Annotated in this window: 21 protein-coding genes; 10 read left to right on the top strand and 11 right to left on the bottom strand. The window is 35.3% G+C overall.

Annotated features, from left to right (window positions below; all coding sequences use genetic code 11):
* Nucleotides 1-27: 27 nt before the first annotated feature.
* Nucleotides 28-690, bottom strand: coding sequence for a DUF2490 domain-containing protein (locus QWY92_RS04505; protein ID WP_290268792.1), 663 nt, complete (start codon nucleotides 688-690; stop codon nucleotides 28-30).
* Nucleotides 691-744: 54 nt separating this feature from the next.
* A complete protein-coding gene (locus tag QWY92_RS04500) occupies nucleotides 745-1,308 on the bottom strand; it encodes a DNA-3-methyladenine glycosylase I (protein ID WP_290268790.1) in 564 nt (187 codons plus the stop codon).
* A 281-nt stretch (nucleotides 1,309-1,589) separates the two neighbouring features.
* On the opposite strand from QWY92_RS04500, the gene QWY92_RS04495 reads away from it, so the two are divergent.
* The gene (locus tag QWY92_RS04495) at nucleotides 1,590-2,207 is read left to right on the top strand and encodes a thioredoxin family protein (protein ID WP_290268788.1); all 618 of its coding nucleotides are present in this window, start codon (nucleotides 1,590-1,592) and stop codon (nucleotides 2,205-2,207) included.
* Here the strand turns inward: QWY92_RS04495 and QWY92_RS04490 are convergent.
* From QWY92_RS04490 to QWY92_RS04475, 4 genes are read right to left on the bottom strand one after another with little or no spacing between them, the layout of a single operon-like run.
* Entirely contained in the window at nucleotides 2,204-2,923 is a 720-nt protein-coding gene (locus QWY92_RS04490; RefSeq protein WP_290268785.1) for a hypothetical protein, read from the bottom strand. The genes QWY92_RS04495 and QWY92_RS04490 overlap by 4 nt on opposite strands.
* 52 nt (nucleotides 2,924-2,975) lie before the next feature.
* Nucleotides 2,976-3,668 (bottom strand): tRNA pseudouridine(55) synthase TruB, encoded by a 693-nt coding sequence (gene truB / locus QWY92_RS04485; RefSeq protein WP_290268784.1) that lies wholly within the window; start codon nucleotides 3,666-3,668, stop codon nucleotides 2,976-2,978.
* Nucleotide 3,669: 1 nt separating this feature from the next.
* Nucleotides 3,670-4,464 (bottom strand): undecaprenyl-diphosphatase UppP, encoded by a 795-nt coding sequence (gene uppP / locus QWY92_RS04480; RefSeq protein WP_290268783.1) that lies wholly within the window; start codon nucleotides 4,462-4,464, stop codon nucleotides 3,670-3,672.
* Nucleotides 4,465-4,514: 50 nt separating this feature from the next.
* Complete coding sequence (locus tag QWY92_RS04475; RefSeq protein ID WP_290268782.1) at nucleotides 4,515-5,537, bottom strand: LacI family DNA-binding transcriptional regulator; 1,023 nt, start codon at nucleotides 5,535-5,537, stop codon at nucleotides 4,515-4,517.
* Between the two features lie 140 nt (nucleotides 5,538-5,677).
* On the opposite strand from QWY92_RS04475, the gene QWY92_RS04470 reads away from it, so the two are divergent.
* The 4 genes from QWY92_RS04470 (at nucleotide 5,678) to QWY92_RS04455 (ending at nucleotide 12,718) form a co-directional block, all read left to right on the top strand.
* Complete coding sequence (locus QWY92_RS04470) at nucleotides 5,678-8,380, top strand: TonB-dependent receptor (protein ID WP_290268780.1); 2,703 nt, start codon at nucleotides 5,678-5,680, stop codon at nucleotides 8,378-8,380.
* A 101-nt stretch (nucleotides 8,381-8,481) separates the two neighbouring features.
* Nucleotides 8,482-9,783: an amylo-alpha-1,6-glucosidase gene (locus QWY92_RS04465; protein ID WP_290268779.1), complete on the top strand. Its 1,302-nt coding sequence runs from the start codon at nucleotides 8,482-8,484 to the stop codon at nucleotides 9,781-9,783.
* A 153-nt stretch (nucleotides 9,784-9,936) separates the two neighbouring features.
* On the top strand, nucleotides 9,937-11,583 hold the full coding sequence (locus QWY92_RS04460) for a sodium:solute symporter family transporter (protein ID WP_290268777.1): 1,647 nt from the start codon (nucleotides 9,937-9,939) through the stop codon (nucleotides 11,581-11,583).
* A gap of 13 nt (nucleotides 11,584-11,596) precedes the next feature.
* Nucleotides 11,597-12,718, top strand: coding sequence for a glycerate kinase (locus QWY92_RS04455; protein ID WP_290268775.1), 1,122 nt, complete (start codon nucleotides 11,597-11,599; stop codon nucleotides 12,716-12,718).
* Between the two features lie 70 nt (nucleotides 12,719-12,788).
* On the opposite strand, the gene QWY92_RS04450 is transcribed toward QWY92_RS04455, so the two are convergent.
* The 4 genes from QWY92_RS04450 to QWY92_RS04435 all read right to left on the bottom strand — a co-directional run bounded on the left by QWY92_RS04450 (nucleotide 12,789) and on the right by QWY92_RS04435 (nucleotide 16,315).
* A complete protein-coding gene (locus QWY92_RS04450; protein WP_290268773.1) occupies nucleotides 12,789-13,043 on the bottom strand; it encodes a DUF3098 domain-containing protein in 255 nt (84 codons plus the stop codon).
* A 136-nt stretch (nucleotides 13,044-13,179) separates the two neighbouring features.
* Nucleotides 13,180-14,331, bottom strand: a complete 1,152-nt coding sequence (gene trpB, locus QWY92_RS04445) for a tryptophan synthase subunit beta (RefSeq protein ID WP_290268771.1) — start codon at nucleotides 14,329-14,331, stop codon at nucleotides 13,180-13,182.
* Between the two features lie 50 nt (nucleotides 14,332-14,381).
* Entirely contained in the window at nucleotides 14,382-15,260 is an 879-nt protein-coding gene (locus tag QWY92_RS04440; RefSeq protein WP_290268769.1) for a cell division protein FtsX, read from the bottom strand.
* A 140-nt stretch (nucleotides 15,261-15,400) separates the two neighbouring features.
* The gene (locus QWY92_RS04435) at nucleotides 15,401-16,315 is read right to left on the bottom strand and encodes a DMT family transporter (RefSeq protein WP_290268767.1); all 915 of its coding nucleotides are present in this window, start codon (nucleotides 16,313-16,315) and stop codon (nucleotides 15,401-15,403) included.
* 174 nt (nucleotides 16,316-16,489) lie between these two features.
* Between QWY92_RS04435 and QWY92_RS04430 the strand changes: the two genes are divergently transcribed.
* The 3 genes from QWY92_RS04430 (at nucleotide 16,490) to ald (ending at nucleotide 21,331) form a co-directional block, all read left to right on the top strand.
* Nucleotides 16,490-19,591: a leucine--tRNA ligase gene (locus QWY92_RS04430; protein WP_290268765.1), complete on the top strand. Its 3,102-nt coding sequence runs from the start codon at nucleotides 16,490-16,492 to the stop codon at nucleotides 19,589-19,591.
* Nucleotides 19,592-19,672: 81 nt separating this feature from the next.
* Complete coding sequence (locus tag QWY92_RS04425; RefSeq protein ID WP_290268763.1) at nucleotides 19,673-19,945, top strand: SemiSWEET family sugar transporter; 273 nt, start codon at nucleotides 19,673-19,675, stop codon at nucleotides 19,943-19,945.
* Between the two features lie 285 nt (nucleotides 19,946-20,230).
* Nucleotides 20,231-21,331 carry an alanine dehydrogenase gene (gene ald, locus QWY92_RS04420; RefSeq protein WP_290268761.1) on the top strand — a complete coding sequence of 367 codons (1,101 nt, stop codon included), beginning with the start codon at nucleotides 20,231-20,233 and terminating at the stop codon, nucleotides 21,329-21,331.
* Between the two features lie 226 nt (nucleotides 21,332-21,557).
* On the opposite strand, the gene QWY92_RS04415 is transcribed toward ald, so the two are convergent.
* Complete coding sequence (locus QWY92_RS04415; protein WP_290268759.1) at nucleotides 21,558-22,973, bottom strand: SDR family oxidoreductase; 1,416 nt, start codon at nucleotides 22,971-22,973, stop codon at nucleotides 21,558-21,560.
* Between the two features lie 178 nt (nucleotides 22,974-23,151).
* Here QWY92_RS04415 and QWY92_RS04410 point away from each other — a divergent pair, with 178 nt between their 5' ends.
* Both QWY92_RS04410 and QWY92_RS04405 read left to right on the top strand, forming a co-directional pair.
* Nucleotides 23,152-23,850, top strand: coding sequence for a zinc metallopeptidase (locus QWY92_RS04410; RefSeq protein ID WP_290268758.1), 699 nt, complete (start codon nucleotides 23,152-23,154; stop codon nucleotides 23,848-23,850).
* A 29-nt stretch (nucleotides 23,851-23,879) separates the two neighbouring features.
* Complete coding sequence (locus QWY92_RS04405) at nucleotides 23,880-24,584, top strand: Bax inhibitor-1/YccA family protein (RefSeq protein ID WP_290268757.1); 705 nt, start codon at nucleotides 23,880-23,882, stop codon at nucleotides 24,582-24,584.
* Nucleotides 24,585-24,602 lie beyond the last annotated feature (18 nt).

Raw genomic sequence — 24,602 nt, 5'->3', positions numbered from 1 at the left:
GCCGTTCAATCTCGATATGTTGCATTTTTAAATACTTATAACTGCTTTTGTTAGAACAAATACATAATGTTGAGGTTCTATGTTAAAAGCTTCTAACCGATGCTCTAAACCGGCTTGTAGTTTTAATGTATCACTCAATAGCCAGCCAAATTGTGCGGTAGAACGTTCGTCTAGTTCAAAAGTTGTTTGCTTGCTTAAACTTAATAATCCTTCGAGTGCTCCAATAAAATAGGTGTCCGAATTTATAGGAAGGTTTAATGAAAAACGATAGCGTTCTCTAAAAATGGTTTTATTTTTCAAAACGCGTTGTTCAGCCCGGAATCTATGGCTAAAACGCATGTTTAATTTTCGCTTGTTGTAGGTAAACTGTTGGGTAAAGCGCAATTCATTGCTGCCACTATCAAACGGGTCTCGCGTTCTGTAATAAATGCCTAAACTTACGTTGTGACGTTTATCCAGTTTTAATTTTGAAAAATGATAGAGGTCTATTTGTTGTTGGTTGTATTTTAATTGATGATTGTTGTATAGAAAATATCGAGATCGTAACGTAAAGTTGGTTCCGTAGGTATTGGAAACCTTTTTATTTAGAGCAAATGTAGTTTCGCCTAAAGCACTAAAATGTTCTTGAGAAAAAGCTTCTACATTTATAAAAACAAAGATTAGAAAGATGAATTTTTTAATACAAGGCATGCTTAATATTTGGTGATTATTTTTTTTGAAATAATGATAAAACGTCGCTAAAAATCAAACTTCAGAATATCTAAAACAATTTATTTCATGGTCGTTTACCATACCTGTGGCTTGCATGTGCGCATAAACTACAGTACTGCCCACAAATTTAAATCCGCGTTTTTTTAAATCTTTACTCAAGGCATCGCTAATGGCGGTATTTGGTGGCGCATTTTTATAGAGCTCAACGCTGTTTTTAATAGGTTTCCCATCTACAAAAGCCCAAATATATTTACTGAAACTTCCAAATTCTTTCTGAATTTTTATAAAAGCTTGAGCATTGGTAATCGTAGCTTTTACTTTTAGTTTATTCCGAACAATTCCGGCATCTTGCAACAAGCTATCTTCTTTATTTTGGTCGTATGTTGCAATTTTTTTATAATCGAAATGATCAAATGCTTTTCTGAAATTATCTCGTTTTCGTAAAATCGTAATCCAGCTTAAACCAGCCTGAAAGGTTTCTAGAATCAAAAATTCAAAAATAGTAGCGTCATCAAAAACAGGAACACCCCATTCTTCATCGTGATAGGCTTCGTATAAAGCATCGCCTTGGCACCAGCCACATCGGTGTTTTGTCATGATTTTTGAGTTTTTAAATGAATTATAAAATCTGGTTTTTTTAGTCCACTTTAAAATGAATAGGCAAAATAGAGAAAATTGCTTACACATGAAAAGTCGGACGGATAAATGTTTTTTCGATACTAAAGAAACAGCACAACGTATTATGAAATTAGGACTTAAGGCTTCAAAGTTTTTATTCAATTTACAGTGTTGTAAGTTTTAGAAGTTAAACATGACAAATGTCATTATAAATATGAATACAAGATGTTAATTTTGTATAAGTTACTAAAATTAAAAAGATGAGCCCAAATTTAAAATCAGGATTAGAGAACGCCACAACCTATCAGGAGTATAGAACGTTAGTTAAACAATTAACCGAAGATGGCTTGTCGACAGGACCAGAACAAAATGCCGATTTGGCCAATTATACCAAGTTGAACAATCGTCGTATGAAGCGTTGGGATAAAACCATAAAAGTTTCAGAAAATGTTCAAAATCGTATTAAAAATGTGGAGCAAAAAACAACATGGTTAGTTATTACCGAAAGTTGGTGTGGCGATGCTGCGCATGTGCTGCCCGCCATTAATAAGCTCGCAGAGTTAAACGATAATATCAAAATGAAGGTGGTGCTTCGTGATGAAAATATCGGACTTATGGATGATTTTTTAACGAATGGCAACAGAGCTATTCCGAAGGTTATTATGATTGATGATGCATCGGGAGAGGTTATAAATACGTTTGGCCCACGACCTAGTGAAGCCACGAATTTAGTGAACCGTTTTAAAGCTGAAAATGGGGGTTTAACACCTGAATTTAAAGAAGATTTACAACACTGGTATAATAAAGATAAAGGGCAAAATATTATAAATGATGTTGTTAATAAGGTGGCGGAATTAAAAGCAGTAGCTGAAAATTAACCTTTACCAATAAAGTTAAACGTAATACTACCTATTTGCGATGCTTTCGATGCATCGCTGCTAAATCTAGATTTTTTAGCATACTCCAAAGCGTGTTTAATTAAGCAGTCGTTTGAGGAGTTTGATGAGGTGTTAACATAAGTATCGGTAACATCTCCACGCGCGTTTACGGTGATGTTTATTACAATTTTTCCGTCAACTTCACAAAGGTAAACTGGTATTGGAATATAGATTTTTGTCCTATTAACTAAAGAAAACCCAATAGTACTTTTTGAATTATTAGCCTCTTCATTTTGTTTTTTCAATAAGTCGTTAACTTTATTGAAAGATGATAAAGCGTCTTTATCTAATTTTGATTCTATGGCGCCGTATTTATCAGCATAAGTATTGGAAGCTATTACTGCAGCATCACTTCGTTGTTTTGGCACGTAATCTTCTGGCGGTGCAATGGTTTTGTAGGCTTGGGAAGCACGCGTGCTTTTTTGTGTTTCGTTAAAAGCCGAATTGGTTTCCGCTTTAGCGCTATTAAGTTTTTTTAAGGTTTCTAGAATTTTAATTTCTTCCTTGGTAAGTTCCTTTTCAGGTTCGAGTTCGTAATAACTTTCAGCAGCCAATTCTCTATGTTGGGTGAGGCCCAAATTAAACACAGTAAGTATAACCGTTCCTGAAATAAGGAGCGTTATAAGTAGGGCTTTATGTTGATCTGTTAGGTTCAAATCGATAGAATTACTAGCAATTATTTAATAAATATACGGAAAAATAAGGGGTTTAGACTTTTAATGCCGCTATAAACGCTTCAACAGAAAGGCCGTTATCTACCTTAAAGTCCCCAATTTTTGTACGGCGTAAGGCTGATAAATGGCCGCCAGATTGCACAGCCTTACCAAAATCGTTAGCTAATGATCGAATATAGGTGCCTTTACTACAAACAATTCTGAAATCAATATTTAAACCATCGATGTTCGTAATTTCAAATTCTGAAACATGAACGGTTCTCGGTTTAATTTCAACGGCTTCACCAGCACGAGCATATTCGTATAATCGTTTTCCGTCTTTTTTTAATGCTGAAAAAACAGGTGGAAATTGTTCAATATCTCCAATAAATTGCTCAGTTGTTTTGTGGATTAAAGCATTGGTAATATGTGCCGTTTCGAAGGTTTCGTTAATTTCGGTTTCTAAATCGAAAGATGGGGTCGTGCTTCCTAAAACGATAGTACCTGTGTATTCTTTTATTTGTCCTTGGAAGGTGTCTATTTGTTTCGTCATTTTCCCGGTACAAATCACCAATAAACCTGTGGCTAAAGGATCTAAAGTTCCGGCATGACCTACTTTAATTTTTTTAATGTTGAAAGCTTGACGAATTTCCCAACGCAGTTTGTTAACCACCTGAAAGGATGTCCAATTCAAAGGTTTATCAATTAATAAAACTTCGCCTGCTTGGTAGTCTTCTAACGTTTTCATCTTAGTTTAATAAAGTAAAAGTTATGGCAATAACACCAACAATTAAGCAGTAAATAGCAAAGTAGGATAGTTTACTTTTCTTCACTAGTGAAATCATCCAAGTACAAGCGAATAGTCCCGCAATAAAGGCCGCTACAAAACCAATGGAAAGGGCGGTGAAATTTCCGCTATCATAGGTTAAATCACCACTTAAAAGATCTTTTGCTATTTTTCCGAAGATTAATGGTACCACCATTAAAAATGAAAAACGAGCGGCTTTTGTTTTATCATTTCCTAATAAAACAGAAGTTGAAATGGTTGCTCCAGAACGCGAAATACCTGGTAACATAGCAATAGCTTGCGATATACCAATGATAAAAGCATTTTTAAAAGTCACGTTTTTATCGGTGTCTTTGGCTTTATCGGCTAAGTATAATAAAATAGCAGTTACAATAAGCATGCAGCCAACGAGTAAAATATTGCCGCCAAAAAGGGACTCTAATTGCTTTTCAAAAAATAAACCGACAATAACAGCAGGAATCATAGATACTGCAATTTTTGTAATAAACTGTAAATCCTCGTTCCATTCAAATTTTAAAGCACCTTTTATTAAGCTCAAAATGTCTTTTCTGAAAACAACAATGGTGCTTAAAGCGGTTGCAAAGTGCAGTACTACTGTAAAAAGTAAACTTTCTTCAGGAACCGAATGGTCTCCTAAAATCGCTTTTCCTAACTCTAAATGTCCGCTAGATGATACGGGTAAAAATTCGGTAAGTCCTTGAATAATACCGAGAATAATTGCGTCTATAATTTCCATGGCGCAAAAATATTAAAATAGAAGTTGTTAGCGATAACCTTTTTAATATTTTAAGCTTTAAAAGTAGAATCTCTAATAATTAAGGCTCCTTTAATTTCAATCATTTTATTAGAAATTGTAACGGATTTGGTTTCAATTTCTTCAATTAAATGTTTTACGGCATTCTTACCAATAGTTTCCCCGGGCTGATCTATAGTGGTTAAATTTGGCTCGATAACGGTGGATAGTCTGGAATTACTAAACCCAACAACTGCAATAGTTTCAGGGATTTTTATGTTGAATTTTTTTAACGTTTGTATCACGCCAACTGCAGCGCTATCAGTTATGGCAAAAATAGCATCGGGCGGGTGTTTTATACTTAATAAATGGCTGGTCATTTGTTTTCCGTTTTCCAAAGTAATATCATCTACACTCATAATTAATTTTTCATCAACTTCAATGTTGTTTTCTTTTAAAGCGCGTAAATAGCCAGCAAATCGTTTTTGAGAAGTGTATGAGAAGTCTTGTTCTTTTATAATTGCAATACGCTTTTTTCCTATATTTATAAGGTGCTCCACAGCGTCAAAAGCAGCTTGCTCATCATTGATAGTGACTTGCGTACACGGAATTTTACTAGAGACCTTGTCGAACAATATTAAAGGGAGTTTGTTTAATGTTTCTAATACATCATCAATCTCGCGTGTCATTTTTGTTAAGGATACTAACATGCCATCAACTCCAAATTGTAACATGGTATTAAGCATTTCGGTTTGTTTGGCGATATCATTATTCGATTCAGAAATTATAACCCGGTAACCTTTTATGGCAGCTTCTTCTAGAATACCTCTAACCATAGTGGTTGTAAAGTAATGGGTAATATTCGGGACAATAACTCCTATAATATTGGTTTTGTGTTGGCGGAATCCTTTTGCGAAAATGTTAGGTACATAGTGCATTTTTTTTGCGAGGTTTTTTACTTTTTCTTTTGTAGCCGCGCTAATATCTGGATGATCGTTCAATGCTCTAGAGACTGTAGAGGTCGATAAATCAAGTATTTGAGATAATTTTTTCAGTGTTACTACTTCTTTTTTCATCTTTTTAGAGGTGTTTTATTAGAATATTGTAAAAAACAAACGTTCCCGCAACCGTTTGCATAAATATATGGCAATTTTTTAGAACTTTTTTTATGTATGTCGTTATAAATTTGGACTAATATCAACTAAAACTAAATATTATGACCAAATTAATTTACACACTACTATGTGTTTTTAGTATTTCTACAACGTTTGCACAAACGGAAATTTCAGGTACTGTAAAAGACAATTCTGGAGTTCCCGTTACGGGAGCCAATGTAGTTATTGCGGCGAGCTCTTCTGGAGCCACAACCGATTTTGACGGTAATTACAGTTTCACAACAAGTGCTACTGGTGAACAAACCATTAAAGTTTCTTTTTTGGGTTATGAAACTTTAAATAAAGTAGTCTCATTAAATGGAAGTTCGATGACTTTGAATTTCGTTTTAATAGAAGGCGGAAACACTTTAGATGAGGTGGTGCTAACGGCATCTTCTACGTTTAGATCTCAAAAAGAAACACCAAATTCAATTTCATCATTAAAGACTCAAGAATTAACCCGCCTAAATGCGAATAGCCAAGCCGATATTGTGGCTTCTATCCCTGGTATTGTTGCCGATGGTGGTGGTGGCGAAGCGGCAACAAATATATTTGTTAGAGGTTTACCGTCTGGAGGTCAAAACGATTTTTCTCCTATACAATATGATGGGTTAACCTTGGCTGGTTACGGATTAAGTTCCACGGCCGGAGATGTTTATGCTAAAGTAGATCAAGGTGTAAAAGGTGTAGAGTTTGTACGTGGAGGTTCGTCTATTTTATATGGCGCAGGTTCTACTGCAGGTGTTATGAACTACATTTCGAAAACAGGTGATACCAACGATGAAAACATTATAAATTTTGAAGTAGCAACCAAAGGAAGAATAAAAGGAGAGTTTTATTCTGGTGGTAAAGTAGGAGGAGAAGATTCTAATACTTACTACGCTGTGTCTGGGTTTGTACGTAAGGATGATGGGCCTTTAGATTTTGGATTGCCAACAAAAGGATATCAGTTTAGAGGAAACTTAAAAAAGAAATTCGAAAACGGATCTTTTACTTTCTACACGCAGTTTATTGATGATAAAGCACAATTTCTATTAGGTCTGCCTTTAGATGGAGATTCTCGAGAAAGAATTACGGGTAATGATGGTGAAACGGTTTATCAATTAAATTCTTCACACGTTAGAAATATTAGTTTTTTAACTCCTGCCGGAGAATATAAAAGTCCGATAGGCGATGGTGTGCATACTAAAGGTTTCTATGCTATGGGAGTTTTTGATTACGATTTAGGTAACGATTGGAAAATTAATTCAAAAGTAAAAGTATCCGATTATGTAAATGATTTTGGACTATACGTTGCCGCTAGTGGTACCGTGAATACACCCGCTAATTTAAGCGATTATTTAGATGCCTATGGGTATGCCGGCGCTACTAATATCAATGCGTCGTATGTTGGAGGAACAGCGCTTGCTGCAAATGACAGAGTTATTGATAACTTAAATATCGATAGAAATAGACCTATTACAGATTTAACAGGGGAGTTTAGCATCACTAAAAAATTAGAAGGAGATAAAGTTGAGCACAATATTACTTTAGGTACGTATTTAACATCGTCTCAAGGAGAAGATAATAACTGGCAATACAGAACATTATCAGCTTTTAACGATGCTCCGGAATTAGTGAATCTTTCATTTACAGATGTTAATGGTAACGATGTTATTTTGGCACAAAATGGACTAACTGCTAGAATAGGCCGCACAGCTGCAACCTTTCTTACTCAAGATAGAACAGCGTTTTATTTAACCGATGAGATGGTTTTAGATAGATGGCGTATTGATGTTGGTTTCCGTGTAGAAAACCAAAAAGCCAGTAGAGAAATTGGAAGTACAGATACAAAACAAGTATATACTGATGTAGGTTTAACATCTGCATTACAAAACGTAGGTTACGCAACGGGAGAATATAAAAGAGCAGAGGTTAGTACTACTGGTTTTGCTGCTTCTTTGGCTGCACTTTATAAAATTAACGACAATTTAAATGCCTACGCCAACATGTCTAAAGGATATTTCTTCCCATTAACTAGAAGTATTAATGTGGTAAGTAATGATGTTATTGCAGGTGAGTATAAGCCTGAAAATATCTATCAAGTTGAAACAGGTTTAAAATATGGAAGCAGTAAATTCTCTGGAACCGTTGCGGCCTATTATACAACACTTGTTGATCGAGTTGCTATCCAAAGGTTGAATTATGGTGGCACTATAGGAACTGTAGATGGAATAAAAACCATTCAGGATACAAAAACACTAGGTATGGAAGTATCTTGGTTATGGAAATTTGCTGAGAATCTGTCTTTTAACGGAAACTTCACTTACCAAGGTCATGAGCTTAAAACAGATGAAAGAACGGTATTGCAATCTGGTACTGTAGATGGCGTGGTTTTAGTTGAAGGCGATGTTACAAATGGTGCAAATGTTGGAAAAAAATTAAGAAGACAGCCAACGACATTATCAACCTTACGTTTAGATTATGATAACAGAAAATTAGATGCTTTTGCATCTGCAAATATTAGAGGTAGTCAATTTAATGATGATGCCAATCTTGTAGAATTAGACGGATTCACAGTATTAAGAATAGGAGCTGGATATACTATAGGTTTTGAAGATGATAAGAAATTAAGACTTGGGTTTTCAGTGTATAACTTAGCCGATAGTCAAGGTTTATCAGAAGGCGATCCAAGAGCTTTTTCACAATCAACAAGTCAAGATTATTTTGTTGGTCGCCCAATTTTACCAAGACGTGCATTTTTCAATGCCACATTAACCTTCTAAACATTTCGTTTGTTTTAACCTGTGTAATTATAGGTTATATAAGTAGCTCACCACTTAAGGTTAAGTGTAAGTGGTGAGTTTTTTAAAAAAAAATATAAAATATGAAAGCATTAAAAGACAGAGCTCAAACAGTTCTAATTAACAATTTTAAAGATGGTTTTAGTATACCATGTGCCAAATTATATCCGTTTCAGTGGTTTTGGGATTCTGGCTTAATTGCCATAGGTTTTGCCCATTTTGAAATGGAAAAAGCCGAGTTGGAAATTAAAACTTTACTAGATGCCCAATGGGGAAATGGTTTTATACCGCACATTATTTTCCATACGGATACCGATACTTATTTTCCAGGAGCCGATTTTCATCGATCGGACTTACATCCAGAATCTTCAAAAAAATATAAATCGACCGGGATGACGCAGCCACCCGTTACAGGTTTTGTTTTAGAGGAAATGTATAGAATTAGTAAAGATAAACCAGCAACGCTAAAGTTTATTAAAACCGTTATAGATAAGGTTTACGATAACCATAATTACTTTTTTACACAACGCGATCCGCAAAAGGAAGGTTTAGTTTATATTTATCACAACTGGGAGTCGGGTACCGATAATTCACCAATTTGGGATGATATTTGGGATACCATGAATCCGCCAGAATACAATTTTGAAAGACGAGATACCACTCATGTAGATGCTGCACAAAGACCATCGAAAAGAGAATACGATCATTATTTACATATTATTGAAATTGCTAAAGAACATAATTACAGCGATGAGAAAATTGCCGAGTTATCACCGTTTTTAGTACAAGATCCTTTGTTTAATGCCATGCTTATTAAATCGAACCAAAGTTTAATTAATTTGTATGAATTATTAGGAGATCATACTAAAATTGAGCAACTTCAGCAATGGCAAAATAAAAGTATAAAAGCTTTTAATGAGAAATTATATGATGAAGAATTAGGAGCTTATATTCATTATGATTTAAGAAACGAAAAACCGTTGCGTTATTTATCATCATCATCTTTCGCGCCTTTATGCGCTAGCATTCCAAGTGAAGCCCGTGCCAAAAAAATGGTTGAGGTTATGATGGAAAAGTTTGGTGGAGAAGAACAGTATTTATGTGCTTCTTTCGATCCAACGAGTGAGCGCTTCAACCCTAAAAAATATTGGAGAGGCCCGGTTTGGATTAATTTAAACTGGATGTTGTTTAAAGGATTGAAACAATATGGGTTTACTGAAATTGCCGAACGTGTTAAACAAGATTCGGTTGATATGATTGATAAAAATGGCTTTTATGAGTATTTCGACTCGAGAAAAGAAATGCATAAAGATGGAACAGCAGGTTATGGTGGAAACGATTTTTCGTGGACTGCAGCGTTGCTAATAGATATGTTAAATGACTAATTAAAAAAACAAGGATTAATAGCAAATCCAATTCCTGAGTCTATATTATAGAACTAATTAAACAGGAGCTTAATATAAAAGGTTTTAGTTTTTATTAAAACCTTTTATATTCTAACTAACTAACTAAACCAACTAACAACAAAACTTAACATTATGAATTGGCTAGATTATAGTATCATAATATTTTATATCATATTCTTTTTAGGAATGGGGTTCTTTTTTAAAGACAATAAAGACTCTAAAGATTATTTTTTAGGCGGAAAAAGTATGGGCTGGTTTCCGTTGAGTTTATCAACCATGGCAACACAACTTTCAGCTATTAGTTTTATTTCGGCACCAGCATTTGTTGGACTTAAATTAAATGGAGGAATGAAATGGCTAACCTTTGAGTTTGCTGTGCCATTGGCCATGATTTTTATAATGATTGTTATTATTCCACCCTTATTTAGATCTGGTGTTGTTAGTATTTATGAGTTTGTAGAAAAACGCTTTAGCACATCAACACGATTAATTTTAAGTATTGTTTTTCAAATAAGTCGAGCGCTCGGAACCGGTGTTATGGTTTACACCATCGCTATTATTTTACAAGCTGTTTTAGATATCGATTTTGTGTATACCATTTTAATTATAAGTGTTATTACCATTATTTATTCATGGCAAGGCGGCATGAAAGCTGTGGTTTGGGGCGATGCCATTCAAATGATTATTTTGTTCGCAGGTTTAATAATTTGCCTGTATTTTGGATGGACGCTTTTGCAAGAGCATGGCGGTTTAGCCGCAGGGTTTGATCCGGAAAGATTAAAAGTTATCGACTATAATTTAGGTGTTGGCGAAGGCAACGAGTATGGTTTATTACCAATGATAATTGGAGGGTTTTTTCTATATACTTCTTATTATGGATGCGACCAAACGCAAGCGCAACGTATGCTGTCGGCCAAAGACGAGAAAACCATTAGAACACTTTTACTCGCTAACGGCTTGTTGAGGTTTCCCGTAGTTTTAGTGTATTGTATTATGGGGTTAGTATTAGGAGGCCTAATTACATTGGCGCCCGATTTTCTCACTGAAATAGCCGATACAACCCAAAAACATTTTCCTGGTGAGTTTGCCAAACATGGCATTAAAGCCGATTTAATGGTACCCGTTTTTATAATGAAATATCTACCACACGGTTTAATTGGTATATTAATGGTCGGCATATTATCTGCAGCCATGTCGTCTTTAAGTTCTACCGTTAATTCGCTTTCGGCAGTAACGGTTGAAGATTTTTTTAATCGTGGCGAAAAAAAGTTAAGCACCAAAAAATACATGATGATTTCAAAAGGGTCAGTCGTATTTTGGGGTGTAGTTTGTATTGCAAGTGCCTTTCTTTTCGGTGGTAGTAAAAATGCTGTTATAGAAATAATTAATGCCATAGGTTCCGTATTTTATGGTCCTGTTTTAGTGACTTTTTTTCTGGCTTTCTTTTCAAAAAAGGTAAACCATATCGGAATGAATGCTGGTATTATTTCAGCAGTATTAATTAATTTGATGTTTTCAAAAACAATTCAAGAGTTATTTCATATCGATTTAGGATTCAATATTTTTTGGATTTGGCTCAACTTTACAGGAGTCATTATAGCCTTAGTGGTGGCTTATTTAGTTTCTGCTTTAACGAGTAAAACTAAAGTAAAACGTATTTCTAACTTTAATGTAAGCATCAAAAAAGAAGATTTTATGATAAAAGAAGTGTATATTCTTTTAGTCTTTTTTGTTTTTATACTAATTTTCAGTTTGTTTCTTCCTTCTATTTTAAGCTAAAATATTTTAGACCATGAAAATTGTTCTCGCACCCGATAAATTTAAAAATTCCTTAACAGGTTTGGCTTTTTGCGATGCTGTTGAAGCTGGTATTCACGCTGTAGATCCAAACATCGATATTTTAAAATTACCATTGGCCGATGGGGGAGACGGCACTATTGAAGTGGTTGATTTTTATTTGAAAGGCGACATGATTTCTGTTGAAGTTAATAATCCTTTTTTTGAAAAAATAACCGCACGGTATTTATATGCTGAAGCTTCAAAAACCGCCTTTATTGAAATGGCTGAAGCTTCAGGTTTAAAATTATTACAATCCGAACAATTTGATTGTGTAAATGCTACCACGCTGGGCACAGGTGAAATGATTATGGATGCTTTAAATAAAGGGGCTAAAACTATTATTTTAGGTATTGGCGGGAGTGCCACTAACGATTGTGGTATTGGAATGGCAACGGCTTTAGGTTATCGTTTTTTAGATAAAAATGAAAAGGAAGTCAAACCTATAGGAGCTAATTTATCAAAAATAAAATCGATTGATGCAACGAATGTGCATCCTAACATTAGTGAAGTGAGTTTTAAAGTGGCATGTGATGTTACCAATCCGTTATACGGTAAAAATGGAGCTGCAGAGGTTTACGCTGCTCAAAAAGGAGCAACCGCGGACGATATTAAAATGTTAGATGCAGGTTTAAAGTCTTTTTCTGAAATATTAAATGCAGTCTTCGGTATCGATGTGCAAAGCATTCAAGGCGCAGGTGCTGCTGGTGGTATGGGTGCCGCATCAAAAGTGTTTTTAAAAGGGAGTTTAGAACGGGGTATTCAGCTTATTAAGGACTTAGCAAATTTTGACGAACAGTTGGAGCATACCGATTGGATTATTACAGGAGAAGGTAAGCTTGATACACAAACCATGTCTGGGAAAACCATTCAAGGCGTATTAACTTCAGCGAAAGCGAAACAAATAAAGGTTGCTGCCTTTTGCGGTGCTATTGATTTAGATGGAAAGCATGCGCAAAACTTCGGAATACAATACACCGATGCTGTTATAAATTACGCTAAAAACCTAGAGGATTCCATGGAGAACTCTAAAAATTACGTAGAAAAAATGGCTAAACAGTTTGCCGAACAATTATAGAAATCTACTTCAAAACTAGTGATTTCTACGATAGGATAAATCATATAAATGTGAGTTCCTTTAAAACATCTTACTTCTTATCCGGATTCAATAAAATAGCATAAACCTGAAAACCAAACCCAATAAGAATAAGCATTGGAGCCAAACGTATACGTCTCCAGCTAAAAATTTCTGGGTTAAAAACCGTAGGGTCGTCACTACCTCCACCAGACATTAGTATAAAACCAAGCGCAATAATGGCTAAACCAATAAACATAAATTTATAGTTCTTTTTTCCGAAGACAAATGTGGCTTTTACTGCGTCTTTTTGTTTTTTGTTTTCCATAGTAATTATATGTGCCTTAGTTTTTTACTAAAAAGCAAAGTAACAGTTTTTATTTCTTAAATTTTGTTAAGGGCATTTACTTTTTTTATTCTGGTATCCCGTAAGTGTCAATAATATAGTCTAAATCTTTATCGCCTCAGCCACTTAAATTAACTAAAATAGATTGTTGCGGATTTTTTTGAGCAAGTTTTATTGCGTAAGCCACAGCGTGCGAGCTTTCTAAAGCAGGAATAATACCTTCTAATCGGCTGAGTTCAAAAAAGGCATCAATACATTCTTTATCTGTAATAGAATCGTAGGTTACTTTTTCTAAATCTTTTAGCATACTGTGTTCTGGACCAACTCCTGGATAATCTAATCCACTAGCAATAGAGTGTACTGGTGCCGGTTCGCCGTTTTCATCTTGTAAAACGTAGCATTTAAAGCCGTGTATAGTACCTGGTTTTCCTAAAGTCATGGTTGCTGCGTGTTCTCCCATTTTTAATGATGTTCCACCGGGTTCAATGCCGTAAAGTGCACATTCATCATCAAATAAAAATGCAGAAAAGATGCCCATGGCATTACTTCCTCCACCAACGCAAGCCACAACGTTATCTGGCAGTTCTCCAGTCATTTCAAGAAATTGATCTTTAGCTTCAATACCAACAACACGTTGAAAATCTCTTACCATCATAGGGAAAGGATGAGGGCCAACCACCGATCCAATACAGTAAATGGAATTTATAGGGTCTTTTAAATAAGCTTCAAAAGCGCTATCTACAGCTTCTTTCAACGTTTTTAAACCATGGGTAACAGGTATTACGGTGGTACCTAAAACTTTCATGCGTTGCACATTTGGGTATTCTTTGGAAATATCAACTTCACCCATATGTATTTCGCATTCCAAACCAAAATATGCCGCAGCAGTAGCCAATGCTACACCGTGTTGTCCTGCTCCAGTTTCAGCAATTAGCTTTTTCTTACCCATATGTTTCGCGAGTAAAGCTTCGCCCATACAATGGTTTAGTTTATGAGCACCTGTATGATTTAAATCTTCTCGTTTTAAGTAGATTTGACCGCCATATTTTTGAGATAATCTGCCGCAATGGTATACTGGTGTTGGTCTGCCTTGAAAATGTTTTCTTATTTGTCGTAGTTCATTAATAAATTTATGAGACTTACTAATAGAGAAGTAAGCATCATTAATTTTTTTCATTTCTTCTTCTAAATTAGGCGGAATAAAAGCGCCTCCGTATGTTCCGAAAAACCCATCTTTATCAGGGTTATTTTTGAAATAGTTTTTAGACATTGGTATGATTTTTTTTGAAATACTAAATATATGTTTTTATTAGATTTAATCTAATAGTAAAGTTCGTCTGTTTTTAAATTCAAGAAACGTTGAGTTGCAAAATGGGTGCTTATCCAAGTGATTAAAATGCCTAAGGCAAAAATAACGCTGAATAAAGTAGCCACTAAAATAGGGTTGCTAAGCAGTTCCAATTCTGCAAAAGTTTTATCTAAATAATAGAGCACAACAGTCATGCCTATTAGTGCTAGTATAGCGCCAATAATGCCTAAACGCACACTTTTCCAAACAAAAGGACGACGAATAAAACGTTTTGTAGCCCCAACCATTTGCATGGTTTTTATTGTAAATCGTTTAGAATATACCGCCAAGCGAATAGAACTGTTTATTAATAATACTGCAATAAGTGTAAAAATACCACTGATAACTAAAACCCAAAAACTGATTTTTTTAACATTATCATTCATCAAGTTTACCAAGTCGTTATCGTAGGTAACTTCTTCTACAAAGTTTTTGTTTAACGCTTCCGCGGAAATTTTTTCAAGATGTTCCGATGTTACAAAGTCTGCTTTTAAGTGTACATCAATCGAGTTCTGTAATGGGTTATAGCCCACGAAATCCATAAAATCTTCACCATTTTCTGCTTTCATAAATTCGGCAGCTTGTTCTTTAGAAACGTATTCGGTAGATTTTACATAATCGGCCATGGCCAAACTTTTTTCAAGTTGTTTGGTTTCAACCTCTTTAGCAGAATCTTTCAAATAAATAGTAAGTACCACTTGCTCTTTAAAATGATCGGATACTTTTTTAGCATTTAAAACCAACATACCCAACAGGCCTAGTAAAAATAAAACTAGGGCAATACTTAAAACTACAGAAAAGTACGATGAAATTAGTCTGCGTTTTTGATGTTTTTCAAAAGATGAACTCATAAAAGGTGTCGATTAGTGCTGTAAAAATAATAAAGAATAAGCAATCTTCATTTATATAAACAGAAACATATTGAAATTGTTATTTTTCAACCTAAAATTATTTTAAATAACGCAAGTCGCAACTTGGTAAAACTTTACGGTTATGCTAGTTTTTTAGGCGGTTTACTAATAATGTAAACACCAACAACAACCATGAAGCAACTTAGTATTTTAACCAGGTTAATATCTTGTGCATATTCCTCTTTCATTAATACAAAAGCATAAATACTTACCATAGCAAAACTAATTACGGGTTGTAAATAAATATAGCTACTGGTTACCGATGGCATCACGTGGTTTAGCGCATACAAATTAAGTAAGTAGGTAGTGAATGTGGTAAATAGTACCACAAAACCAATAACTAAATACGTGTTGGTTGTAAAACCTGCAAAATCGGTTTCCATAATGGGTTTAATTGAAAACGGTAAAACAAAGAGTAAGCCAAACAAAAACATCCAACAGATAACGGTAAGGGCATTATATTTTCTCATTAAAGTTTTTGCAACTACTAAGTAAAGTCCGTAAGAGGTGGCATTGCAAAACACTAGGAAATTACCGAGTAGAGAGCTTGTGCCTTCAGATTTATTACCATAAGCAATAAGAAAAATGGCGGCAATACCAGCGATTATGGTACCTATAAATTTGTTCTTCGTCATGCGCTCTTTCAGAATAAAAAAACTGAAAATAAAAACCAAAACAGGCGTAACCGTCATAATAATAGAGGCATCTACCGGCGAGGTTTTATTAATACCATGGAAGAAAAACAGCATATTGGCCGCTGCCCCAAGTAAACCACAAAGCGCCAAACGTAATAAATCTTTACGTTCTACTTTTTCTTTTACAAAAATAAATTTAAGCGCCCAAAATAGCACAACGCAGCAAGCCAAACGGATAAATACAAAAGCCGTTGGGCTAATTTTATGTGGCATAATGCCTTTGGCAATAATATAATTGAGCCCGTAAATAACATTTGCGCCGAAAAGTGCAAAATGGGCCTTGTAGATGTTCGCGTTCAAGGAGTCTTGTTTTTAGCGTGCAAAAGTAAAAGTATCTAGTTAAAACAGCATGTTTTTTAACGGTTTTAACTTATGAAAATAAAAGATTTTTAAGTTGATTTATAAAACGTAAATTTGCGCCGAATATGGCCGTTTTAAAAACGACCTTATAGTAATACGAAAACAAGATATAGGATGATATACGATTTCAATAAAATCGAAGAAAAGTGGCAGAAATATTGGGCAACAAACCAAACTTTTAAAGCCGAAAACCAAAGCGAAAAACCAAAATATTATGTGTTAGACATGTTTCCTTACCCAAGTGGAGCAGGCTTACACGTTGGGCATCCGTTAGGTTATATCGCATCCGATATTTATGCGCGTTACAAGCGTCACCAAGGTTTTAATGTATTGCATCCACAAGGGTACGATAGTTTTGGTTTGCCTGCCGAGCAATACGCGATCCAAACCGGGCAGCATCCAGCAATTACCACGGCCGAGAATATAAAAACCTACCGTCGTCAATTGGATCAAATTGGATTTTCTTTCGATTGGTCTCGTGAGGTACGTACGTCAGATCCGCAATATTATAAGTGGACGCAGTGGATTTTTATTCAATTATTCAACTCTTGGTATAATAACGATACTAATAAAGCTGAAGATATTTCTACTTTAGAAAACATTTTTGCAACAGCAGGTAATACGAATGTCAATGCCGTTTGCGATGATAACATTGCGCCTTTTACAGCAGAAGCTTGGCAAGGATTTTCTTCGGAAGACAAACAAAAAGTATTACTTCAATATAGATTAACCTATTTGGCCGAAACGGAAGTAAACTGGTGCCCTGCATTAGGAACCGTTTTAGCAAATGATGAAATAGTAAACGGCGTGTCAGAACGTGGTGGTCACCCGGTTTTACGTAAAAAAATGACCCAATGGAGTATGCGAATTTCTGCTTATGCAGAACGTTTACTTCAAGGGTTAGAAACTATTGATTGGACCGATTCACTTAAAGAAAGTCAACGTAACTGGATTGGAAAATCGGTTGGAGCATCTGTTACTTTTAATGTGAAGGATAGCGATGCCGTTATTGATGTGTTTACAACAAGACCAGATACTATTTTTGGTGTAAGCTTCATGACGCTAGCTCCAGAGCACGAATTAGTAGCGAAATTAACAACACCCGAGCAAAAAGCTGAGGTAGAGGCTTATATTTTAGCAACTGCTAAACGTAGCGAACGCGATAGAATGGCCGATGTAAAAACCATTTCGGGTGCATTTACTGGGGCTTATGCCGAGCATCCATTTACAAAAGAGCCTATTCCGGTTTGGATTGGCGATTACGTTTTAGCAGGTTACGGTACAGGAGCTGTAATGTCTGTACCTTGTGGAGATGAAAGAGATTATGCTTTCGCGAAGCATTTCAATATTCCAATTATTAATATTTTTGATAGTGCCGATATTTCGGAAGCAGCCTTTACAGATAAAGAAAAAACCGTGATAGGAAACAGTGATTTCCTTAACGGCATGAACTATAAAAAAGCCACCAAACGTGCTATTTTCGAATTAGAAAAAATAGGGCAAGGTGAAGGAAAAACCAATTACCGCTTGCGCGATGCTGTATTTAGCCGTCAACGTTATTGGGGAGAGCCATTCCCGGTATATTATGTAAAAGGGATGCCGCAAATGATTGATGCTGCACATTTACCAATTAAATTACCAGAAGTAGAAAAATATTTACCAACCGAAACCGGCGAGCCACCATTGGGTAATGCAACCGTTTGGGCTTGGGACCGCCTCAAGGCGGAAGTAGTATCAAATGACTTAATTGATCATATAAATATCTTTCCGTTAGAACTAAACACCATGCCAGGTTGGGCAGGTAGTTCTTGGTATTTTAACCGCTACATGGATTCTACAAACACCGAAAAATTCGCTAGTAAAGAAGCGATGGATTACTGGAAAGATGTCGATTTATACATTGGCGGAAGCGAGCATGCTACAGGACATTTACTGTATTCTCGTTTTTGGCAAAAATTCTTGTTCGATAAAGGTGTTGTGCCTGTTGATGAGTTTGCTAAAAAACTGATTAATCAAGGGATGATTTTGGGGACTAGTGCTTTTGTGTATGGGCTTGTTAATTATGGAACAAGTGGTGTCGGAAAAGATGATAGTGGTGCTAAATTATCTAAGGTTTTTGTTTCAGAAAAATATGTTTCTGCTTTTAATCAACTTTTTATTGATAATAAAAGAGGTAATGATAACTTAGCTTTGTTTTTTACAAGAAATGGTGTCGAGCTTGATAATTTAAATGTTCAAAACGAGATTTTAGAAAAGTTAAGAGAAAAATTATTCGAAGTTGTTTCAGAGAATATTTCAGAAATATCGGTTGGAATTGATTCTTTTGGAAGAAGGAATGTCGATGTTTCATTAGTTAATTCATCTGAAGAAATAGATATAGATGGTCTTAGAAATTGGAGGTCTGAATTTAAAGAAGCTATTTTTATTGGAGATAAGGGTGAAATAATTGAAGGAGATAATGACGTTTACAAAGTAGGCAGAGAAGTCGAAAAAATGTCCAAATCGAAATACAACGTTGTCAACCCTGATAACATTGTTTCAGATTACGGTGCAGACAGTCTTCGTTTATACGAAATGTTCCTTGGGCCATTAGAACAATACAAGCCATGGAATACAGCCGGAATTACAGGGGTACACAACTTCCTTAAAAAACTTTGGAAATTGTATGTGGATGATAACGGACTGAAAGTTTCAGAAGCAGCAGCAACAAAAGACAATTTAAAAACCCTTCATAAAACCATTAAAAAGGTTCAAGAAGATATCGAGAATTTCTCTTTCAATACATCGGTTTCAACGTTTATGATTGCTGTAAACGAGTTAACCACTCAAAAATGTACTTCTAAAGCTGTTTTAGAGCCGTTATTGGTTTTATTGTCGCCTTACGCGCCACATGTAGCTGAACATTTATTTGCGAGTATTCAATTTAATAAAATTCTTAAGCCAGAAGAAGTTGAAGGTTTACCTAAAGAATTTAAAGGTGTTTCTACAGCGGCTTTTCCAGAATTCGATGCGAGCCACTTGGTAGAAAGCAGTAAAAATTACCCAATTTCTTTTAACGGAAAAATGCGTTTTACTTTAGAGTTACCAATGGATATGAGCAAAGACGAGATAGAAAAAACCGTTTTAGCTCACGAAAAAACACAAGAGCAACTTGCAGGTCGTACCCCTAAAAAGGTAATTGTTGTGCCAGGTAAAATTGTAAACATTGTTGGCTAACGGCAAATAACATATAGAAATAAGCCATCTTATTTTATAAGGTGGCTTTTTGTTTTAATCCTCTATTCTCAAATAAAAATTATGTTTGAAATTCAAGCTATAGAAATCGTTGGTTTGGTGGCGGCCACTTTAACCACATCGTCTTTTATTCCGCAGGTGTATAAAGCCTATAAAACTAAAGATGTCGAAGGTGTATCATTAACCATGTTTTTGGCCATGTTTGTTGGTGTCTTGCTTTGGTTGGTTTACGGGTTTTACATTAATAGTTTATCTATGGTTATTGCTAACATTATAACCTCTATATTATGCATGGCTATTTTAGTGTTAAAAATAAAACACAGAAAAAAAGTGTAAAAAAGACGTCGAAAACAGCCTGTTTTCCCTCAGTTCAAAAATGCTCGTTTTTGTTTAATTTCAGATAAAAACAGCTTTTTTTTTATCAATTTCTCTAAAAAAATACTTTTTTTGAGTAAAAAACCGACTATAATTCAATTTCCTATTAAACCGATGTAGATTATAGATTACTTAGTTTTATCGAGTTTGTGATGTTAAAAATTCAATAAAAATCAACTTTTGATTATAATTTTAAAATAATTAAACTAATTTTACTCCGATTTAAATTCATAAAAAGCTTAATAAATGAAGATTGGAGTTCCTATTGAGATAAAAAACAGCGAGAATAGAGTTGGTATGATACCTTCTGGAGTTTTCGAATTAACAAAAAGAAACCATGAAGTTTACGTACAAACAAACGCAGGTTTTAATAGTGGTTTTCTTGATGAAGAATATATAGAGGCTGGAGCCGTTATTTTAGACAGTATAGAAGCTGTTTACGAAATAGCAGAAATGATAGTGAAGGTAAAAGAACCTATCGAGGCCGAATACGAGTTAATTAGGGAAGACCAAGTGGTATTTACCTATTTCCACTTTGCATCTAGCGAGCCATTAACTATGGCTATGATTAAAAGTAAATCTATTTGTATCGCTTACGAAACCGTAGAAGATAACGACGGATCTTTACCACTTTTAATTCCAATGTCTGAGGTTGCCGGTCGTATGTCTGTACAACAAGGAGCAAAATTCTTAGAGAAACCTATTAAAGGTCGTGGTATTTTATTAGGTGGTATTCCAGGAGTTCCTCCAGCAAAAGTACTTATTCTAGGTGCAGGTATTGTAGGTTACCAAGCTGCAAAAATGGCATCAGGTTTAGGCGCACAAGTTACTATTATGGATATTAATATGAAGGCTTTACGTTATGTAAGTGATTCTATGCCAAACAACGTAATTAGTGAATTTTCTAGTGAATATAACATACGTAAACATATTGTAGATGCCGATTTAATTATTGGAGGTGTATTATTAAAAGGAGCAAAAGCGCCAAAATTAATAACACGCGATATGTTAAAAGAAATGCGTCCAGGTACCGTAATGGTAGATGTGGCCGTAGATCAAGGCGGATGTTTTGAAACTACACACCCAACAACGCACCAAGATCCAACATACATTATAGACGAGGTTGTACATTACACCGTAGCCAATATGCCAGGTGCTGTACCATACACATCTACAATGGGTTTAACCAACGTAACCTTACCATACGTTATTAAATTAGCAAACGAAGGTTGGGAGCAAGCTTGTCAAAACAGCGCGCCACTAGCAAGAGGTTTAAACATTATAAAAGGAAAAATTGTGTACAAAGAAATAGCCGAAGCTTTCGATATGTCTTTAGAAACTGCATAGTTTCTCAAAACACACAAACTATATGTTAAATCTGGTTTTAGGCATCGTGTCTAGAACCAGATTTTTTTTTTGTTTTAAATAATCATTTGGGCGTTACCCGAAAAGGGTCGGGCTATCACTACTCGCTCCCTCCCAAAAGGTCGGGGAGCTCAAACAGGCCGTTCTATCCCTAACGCAAAAAGATGTAACTGGTAAGTTGTGTCTTTTTTTTATGAAGGTGAAATTCTTACTCAGCTAAAGCCTTCAGCATACCTTTAAAAATAAACCCATGAAAAGGCAATACCGCATACCAATACAATCGGCCGGCTAAACCAAGCGGTCTAAAAGTTGCTGTTTGGGTCAGTTTGTTGTTAACCACTTTAAATTCCAGCCAAGCTTCACCCGGGAGTTTCATTTCAGCAAATAAAAGTAGGCGTCCTTCTTTTTTATCAGCATATAAAACACGCCAAAAATCAATAGAATCCCCAACGTTTATGGTCGCCGGATTGGTACGTCCGCGTCGCAATCCAACACCGCCAAAGAGCTTGTCCATATAACCTCTAATTTTCCAAAGCCATGTGCCGTAATACCAACCGGTATTTCCGCCAATAGCCCAAATTTTGTTTATAGAAGCTTCGCGGTTTTCAATAGCTTTCGTTCTACTATCTTTAAAACAACCAAAAGACGGGACTTGTATAAATTCCGATATATTAAAGTTTAATCCACTACTAGAGTAAGCATCTTTCCAACTCGAAAGAATTTCATTGCTTTCAATTTTACTAAAGGCGCGCTTTAAAGCTTCATTATAACTTAAAGGTGTTATGCCTAAAATGGTATTTATTCTGTTATCGCGACAAACCACTTCAACCTTCATGCTATGTACTAAAGACGATGCTAATTTGTACGATGTTGAGGTTACAAAATAAAGCCAGTATGATGATAGTTTGGGCGTCATTACCGGAACCGTATAAATTCTACGTTTTAAGTTTCTGGCTTTACCAAAATTTAAAAGCATCTCTTTATAGGTTAAAACATCAGGACCTCCAATATCAAAATTCTCATTATAAGTTTCGGGATTAAACATCGATTTAGAAAGGAAAGCCATAACATCGGAAATGCCGATCGGTTGACATTTAGTGTTTAACCATTTTGGAGTAATCATGATCGGGAGTTTTTCAACTAAATCCCTAATAATTTCAAAAGATGCACTTCCGGAGCCAATAATAATTCCGGCGCGTAAAGCTGTAAAGTTATAGTCTCCTTTTGCGAGTTCTATTTCTACGTTTTTTCTTGAGCTTAAATGTTTAGAAAGTTCGGTTTCGTTAACAATGCCACTTAAATAAACCACATGATTTACGCTGGTGTTTTTTAGAGCATTTCTAAAGTTTTTAGCTGATGTTTCTTCTAAAGACTTATAATCGCCATCCGAAGACATCGAATGGACCAAATAATAAGCACCATCAATATCTTTCGGAATATGTTCTAAAGAGCCCTGATCTAAAAGGTCTAATTGAAGTACCGTAATACTTTTTGCTAAAGATTCTGGCGGATTAAATCGTTTAGGGTCTCGTACGCAGCAAATCACTTCGTGTCCAGCTTCAACTAAAACCGGAATTAAACGTTTGCCAATATAACCTGTTGATCCTGTTAGTAGTATTTTCATTAGTATGAGTCAGAATGTCACGATATCAAATCGTTTCATTAATTAAAATTTGGTGGTAAACGAAGTTAACCATTTTTTTATAAAGCGTTATCCACTTAAATATTAACTGACAAACTAGCACAGCATAAAATTGGCTTTATTTTTGATATATTTACATTAGAATTAAAACTAAAAGAAAATGATTGGATATTATATATTATTAGGAGCCATAGGTTTAGTGAGTTGGCTAGTGAGTAGCACTTTAAAAAAGAAGTTTGCTAAATATTCTAAAATACAATTAAGAAATGGCATGAGTGGTGCCGAAATTGCTGAAAAAATGTTGGCCGATCATGGTATTACCGATGTTGAGGTTATTTCTACACCGGGGCAATTAACCGACCATTACAATCCGAAAAATAAAACGGTAAACTTAAGTGAATCGGTTTATAATCAACGAAATTCAGCGGCTGCTGCAGTTGCAGCGCACGAGTGTGGTCATGCTGTACAACATGCGCAAGCGTATGAATGGTTAGGAATACGATCTAAATTAGTGCCTATTGTTAGTGTAACTTCAAATATGTCGCAATGGGTTGTTATTGGCGGAATCATGTTGGGTGCAGCAGCTGGTTTAGGGCTTGGATATTGGATTGCTGTTGCTGGCTTGGTTATGATGGGTTTTGCAACATTATTCAGTTTCGTAACTTTACCGGTAGAGTACGATGCGAGTAACCGTGCTTTGGCTTGGTTAAAGAATAAAAACATGTTATCTCAAGAAGAATATGCCGGATCGGAAGATGCCTTAAAATGGGCTGCACGTACGTATTTAGTGGCGGCAATTGGTTCTTTAGCATCTTTAGTTTATTGGGCTTTTCAAGTCTTTGGTGGCTCTAGAGATTAATTAAAATAAAAAAAATAAAAACTATTTATATGAATCAAACATTTAATAATAAACTTATGGTAGGCGAACTATCCGAAGTGGATAAAGTCGCTTTTTATAAGAAAACCTACGCACATGTTGCTGGAGGTGTTTTAGTGTTTATTTTATTCGAATACTTGTTATTACAAAGTGAAACTGTTGTTCAGTTTGCTTTATCAATGACCGAAGGATGGCGCTGGCTTATTATGCTTGGTGGTTTTATGTTTATTACAAACTATGCCGAAGGTATGGCGCTTAAAACTCCAGATAAAAACAAGCAATATTTAGCTTACGGACTTTACATTTTGGCTGAAGCTTTTATTTTTGTGCCACTTATTTATATTGCTGCTTTCACCATGGAAACTGGGCTAGAGATTTTAAATCAAGCGGCCATTGTTACCTTATCTTTATTTTCTGGATTATCGGCTATTGTTTTAGTAACTAAAAAAGATTTTTCATTCTTAAAAGCGGGATTAACGGTTGGCTTTTTTATTGCTATCGGATTAATTATTGCGGGTAGCCTTTTTGGTTTCAACTTAGGACTTTGGTTTTCTGTAGGTATGTGCCTTTTAGCTGGCGGATCTATTTTATATCAAACTTCCAACTTGGTGAATAAATATTCTAATGACGAATATATTCCTGCTGCTTTAGGTTTATTTGCGTCATTAATGCTACTGTTTTGGTATATATTGCGCATTTTTATGTCTAGAGATTAGAATGACTAAACTGCGTTT

It is taken from the genome of Algibacter miyuki, from assembly GCF_030409805.1.
GTDB lineage: Bacteria > Bacteroidota > Bacteroidia > Flavobacteriales > Flavobacteriaceae > Algibacter > Algibacter miyuki.
Note: the sequence above shows the minus strand (reverse complement) of the source record. Positions and strands in the feature narration are given on the sequence as shown.

Excerpts from the sequence above, each read along its gene's own strand:
- QWY92_RS04460 (WP_290268777.1), top strand. The coding sequence starts at position 9,937 with ATGAATTGGCTAGATTATAGTATCATAATATTTTATATCATATTCTTT.
- truB (WP_290268784.1), bottom strand. The coding sequence starts at position 3,668 with ATGAAAACGTTAGAAGACTACCAAGCAGGCGAAGTTTTATTAATTGAT.
- QWY92_RS04475 (WP_290268782.1), bottom strand. The coding sequence starts at position 5,537 with ATGAAAAAAGAAGTAGTAACACTGAAAAAATTATCTCAAATACTTGAT.
- QWY92_RS04500 (WP_290268790.1), bottom strand. The coding sequence starts at position 1,308 with ATGACAAAACACCGATGTGGCTGGTGCCAAGGCGATGCTTTATACGAA.
- QWY92_RS04425 (WP_290268763.1), top strand. The coding sequence starts at position 19,673 with ATGTTTGAAATTCAAGCTATAGAAATCGTTGGTTTGGTGGCGGCCACT.
- QWY92_RS04495 (WP_290268788.1), top strand. The coding sequence starts at position 1,590 with ATGAGCCCAAATTTAAAATCAGGATTAGAGAACGCCACAACCTATCAG.
- ald (WP_290268761.1), top strand. The coding sequence starts at position 20,231 with ATGAAGATTGGAGTTCCTATTGAGATAAAAAACAGCGAGAATAGAGTT.
- uppP (WP_290268783.1), bottom strand. The coding sequence starts at position 4,464 with ATGGAAATTATAGACGCAATTATTCTCGGTATTATTCAAGGACTTACC.
- QWY92_RS04455 (WP_290268775.1), top strand. The coding sequence starts at position 11,597 with ATGAAAATTGTTCTCGCACCCGATAAATTTAAAAATTCCTTAACAGGT.
- QWY92_RS04415 (WP_290268759.1), bottom strand. The coding sequence starts at position 22,973 with ATGAAAATACTACTAACAGGATCAACAGGTTATATTGGCAAACGTTTA.
- QWY92_RS04405 (WP_290268757.1), top strand. The coding sequence starts at position 23,880 with ATGAATCAAACATTTAATAATAAACTTATGGTAGGCGAACTATCCGAA.
- trpB (WP_290268771.1), bottom strand. The coding sequence starts at position 14,331 with ATGTCTAAAAACTATTTCAAAAATAACCCTGATAAAGATGGGTTTTTC.
- QWY92_RS04450 (WP_290268773.1), bottom strand. The coding sequence starts at position 13,043 with ATGGAAAACAAAAAACAAAAAGACGCAGTAAAAGCCACATTTGTCTTC.
- QWY92_RS04505 (WP_290268792.1), bottom strand. The coding sequence starts at position 690 with ATGCCTTGTATTAAAAAATTCATCTTTCTAATCTTTGTTTTTATAAAT.
- QWY92_RS04440 (WP_290268769.1), bottom strand. The coding sequence starts at position 15,260 with ATGAGTTCATCTTTTGAAAAACATCAAAAACGCAGACTAATTTCATCG.
- QWY92_RS04470 (WP_290268780.1), top strand. The coding sequence starts at position 5,678 with ATGACCAAATTAATTTACACACTACTATGTGTTTTTAGTATTTCTACA.
- QWY92_RS04465 (WP_290268779.1), top strand. The coding sequence starts at position 8,482 with ATGAAAGCATTAAAAGACAGAGCTCAAACAGTTCTAATTAACAATTTT.
- QWY92_RS04410 (WP_290268758.1), top strand. The coding sequence starts at position 23,152 with ATGATTGGATATTATATATTATTAGGAGCCATAGGTTTAGTGAGTTGG.
- QWY92_RS04430 (WP_290268765.1), top strand. The coding sequence starts at position 16,490 with ATGATATACGATTTCAATAAAATCGAAGAAAAGTGGCAGAAATATTGG.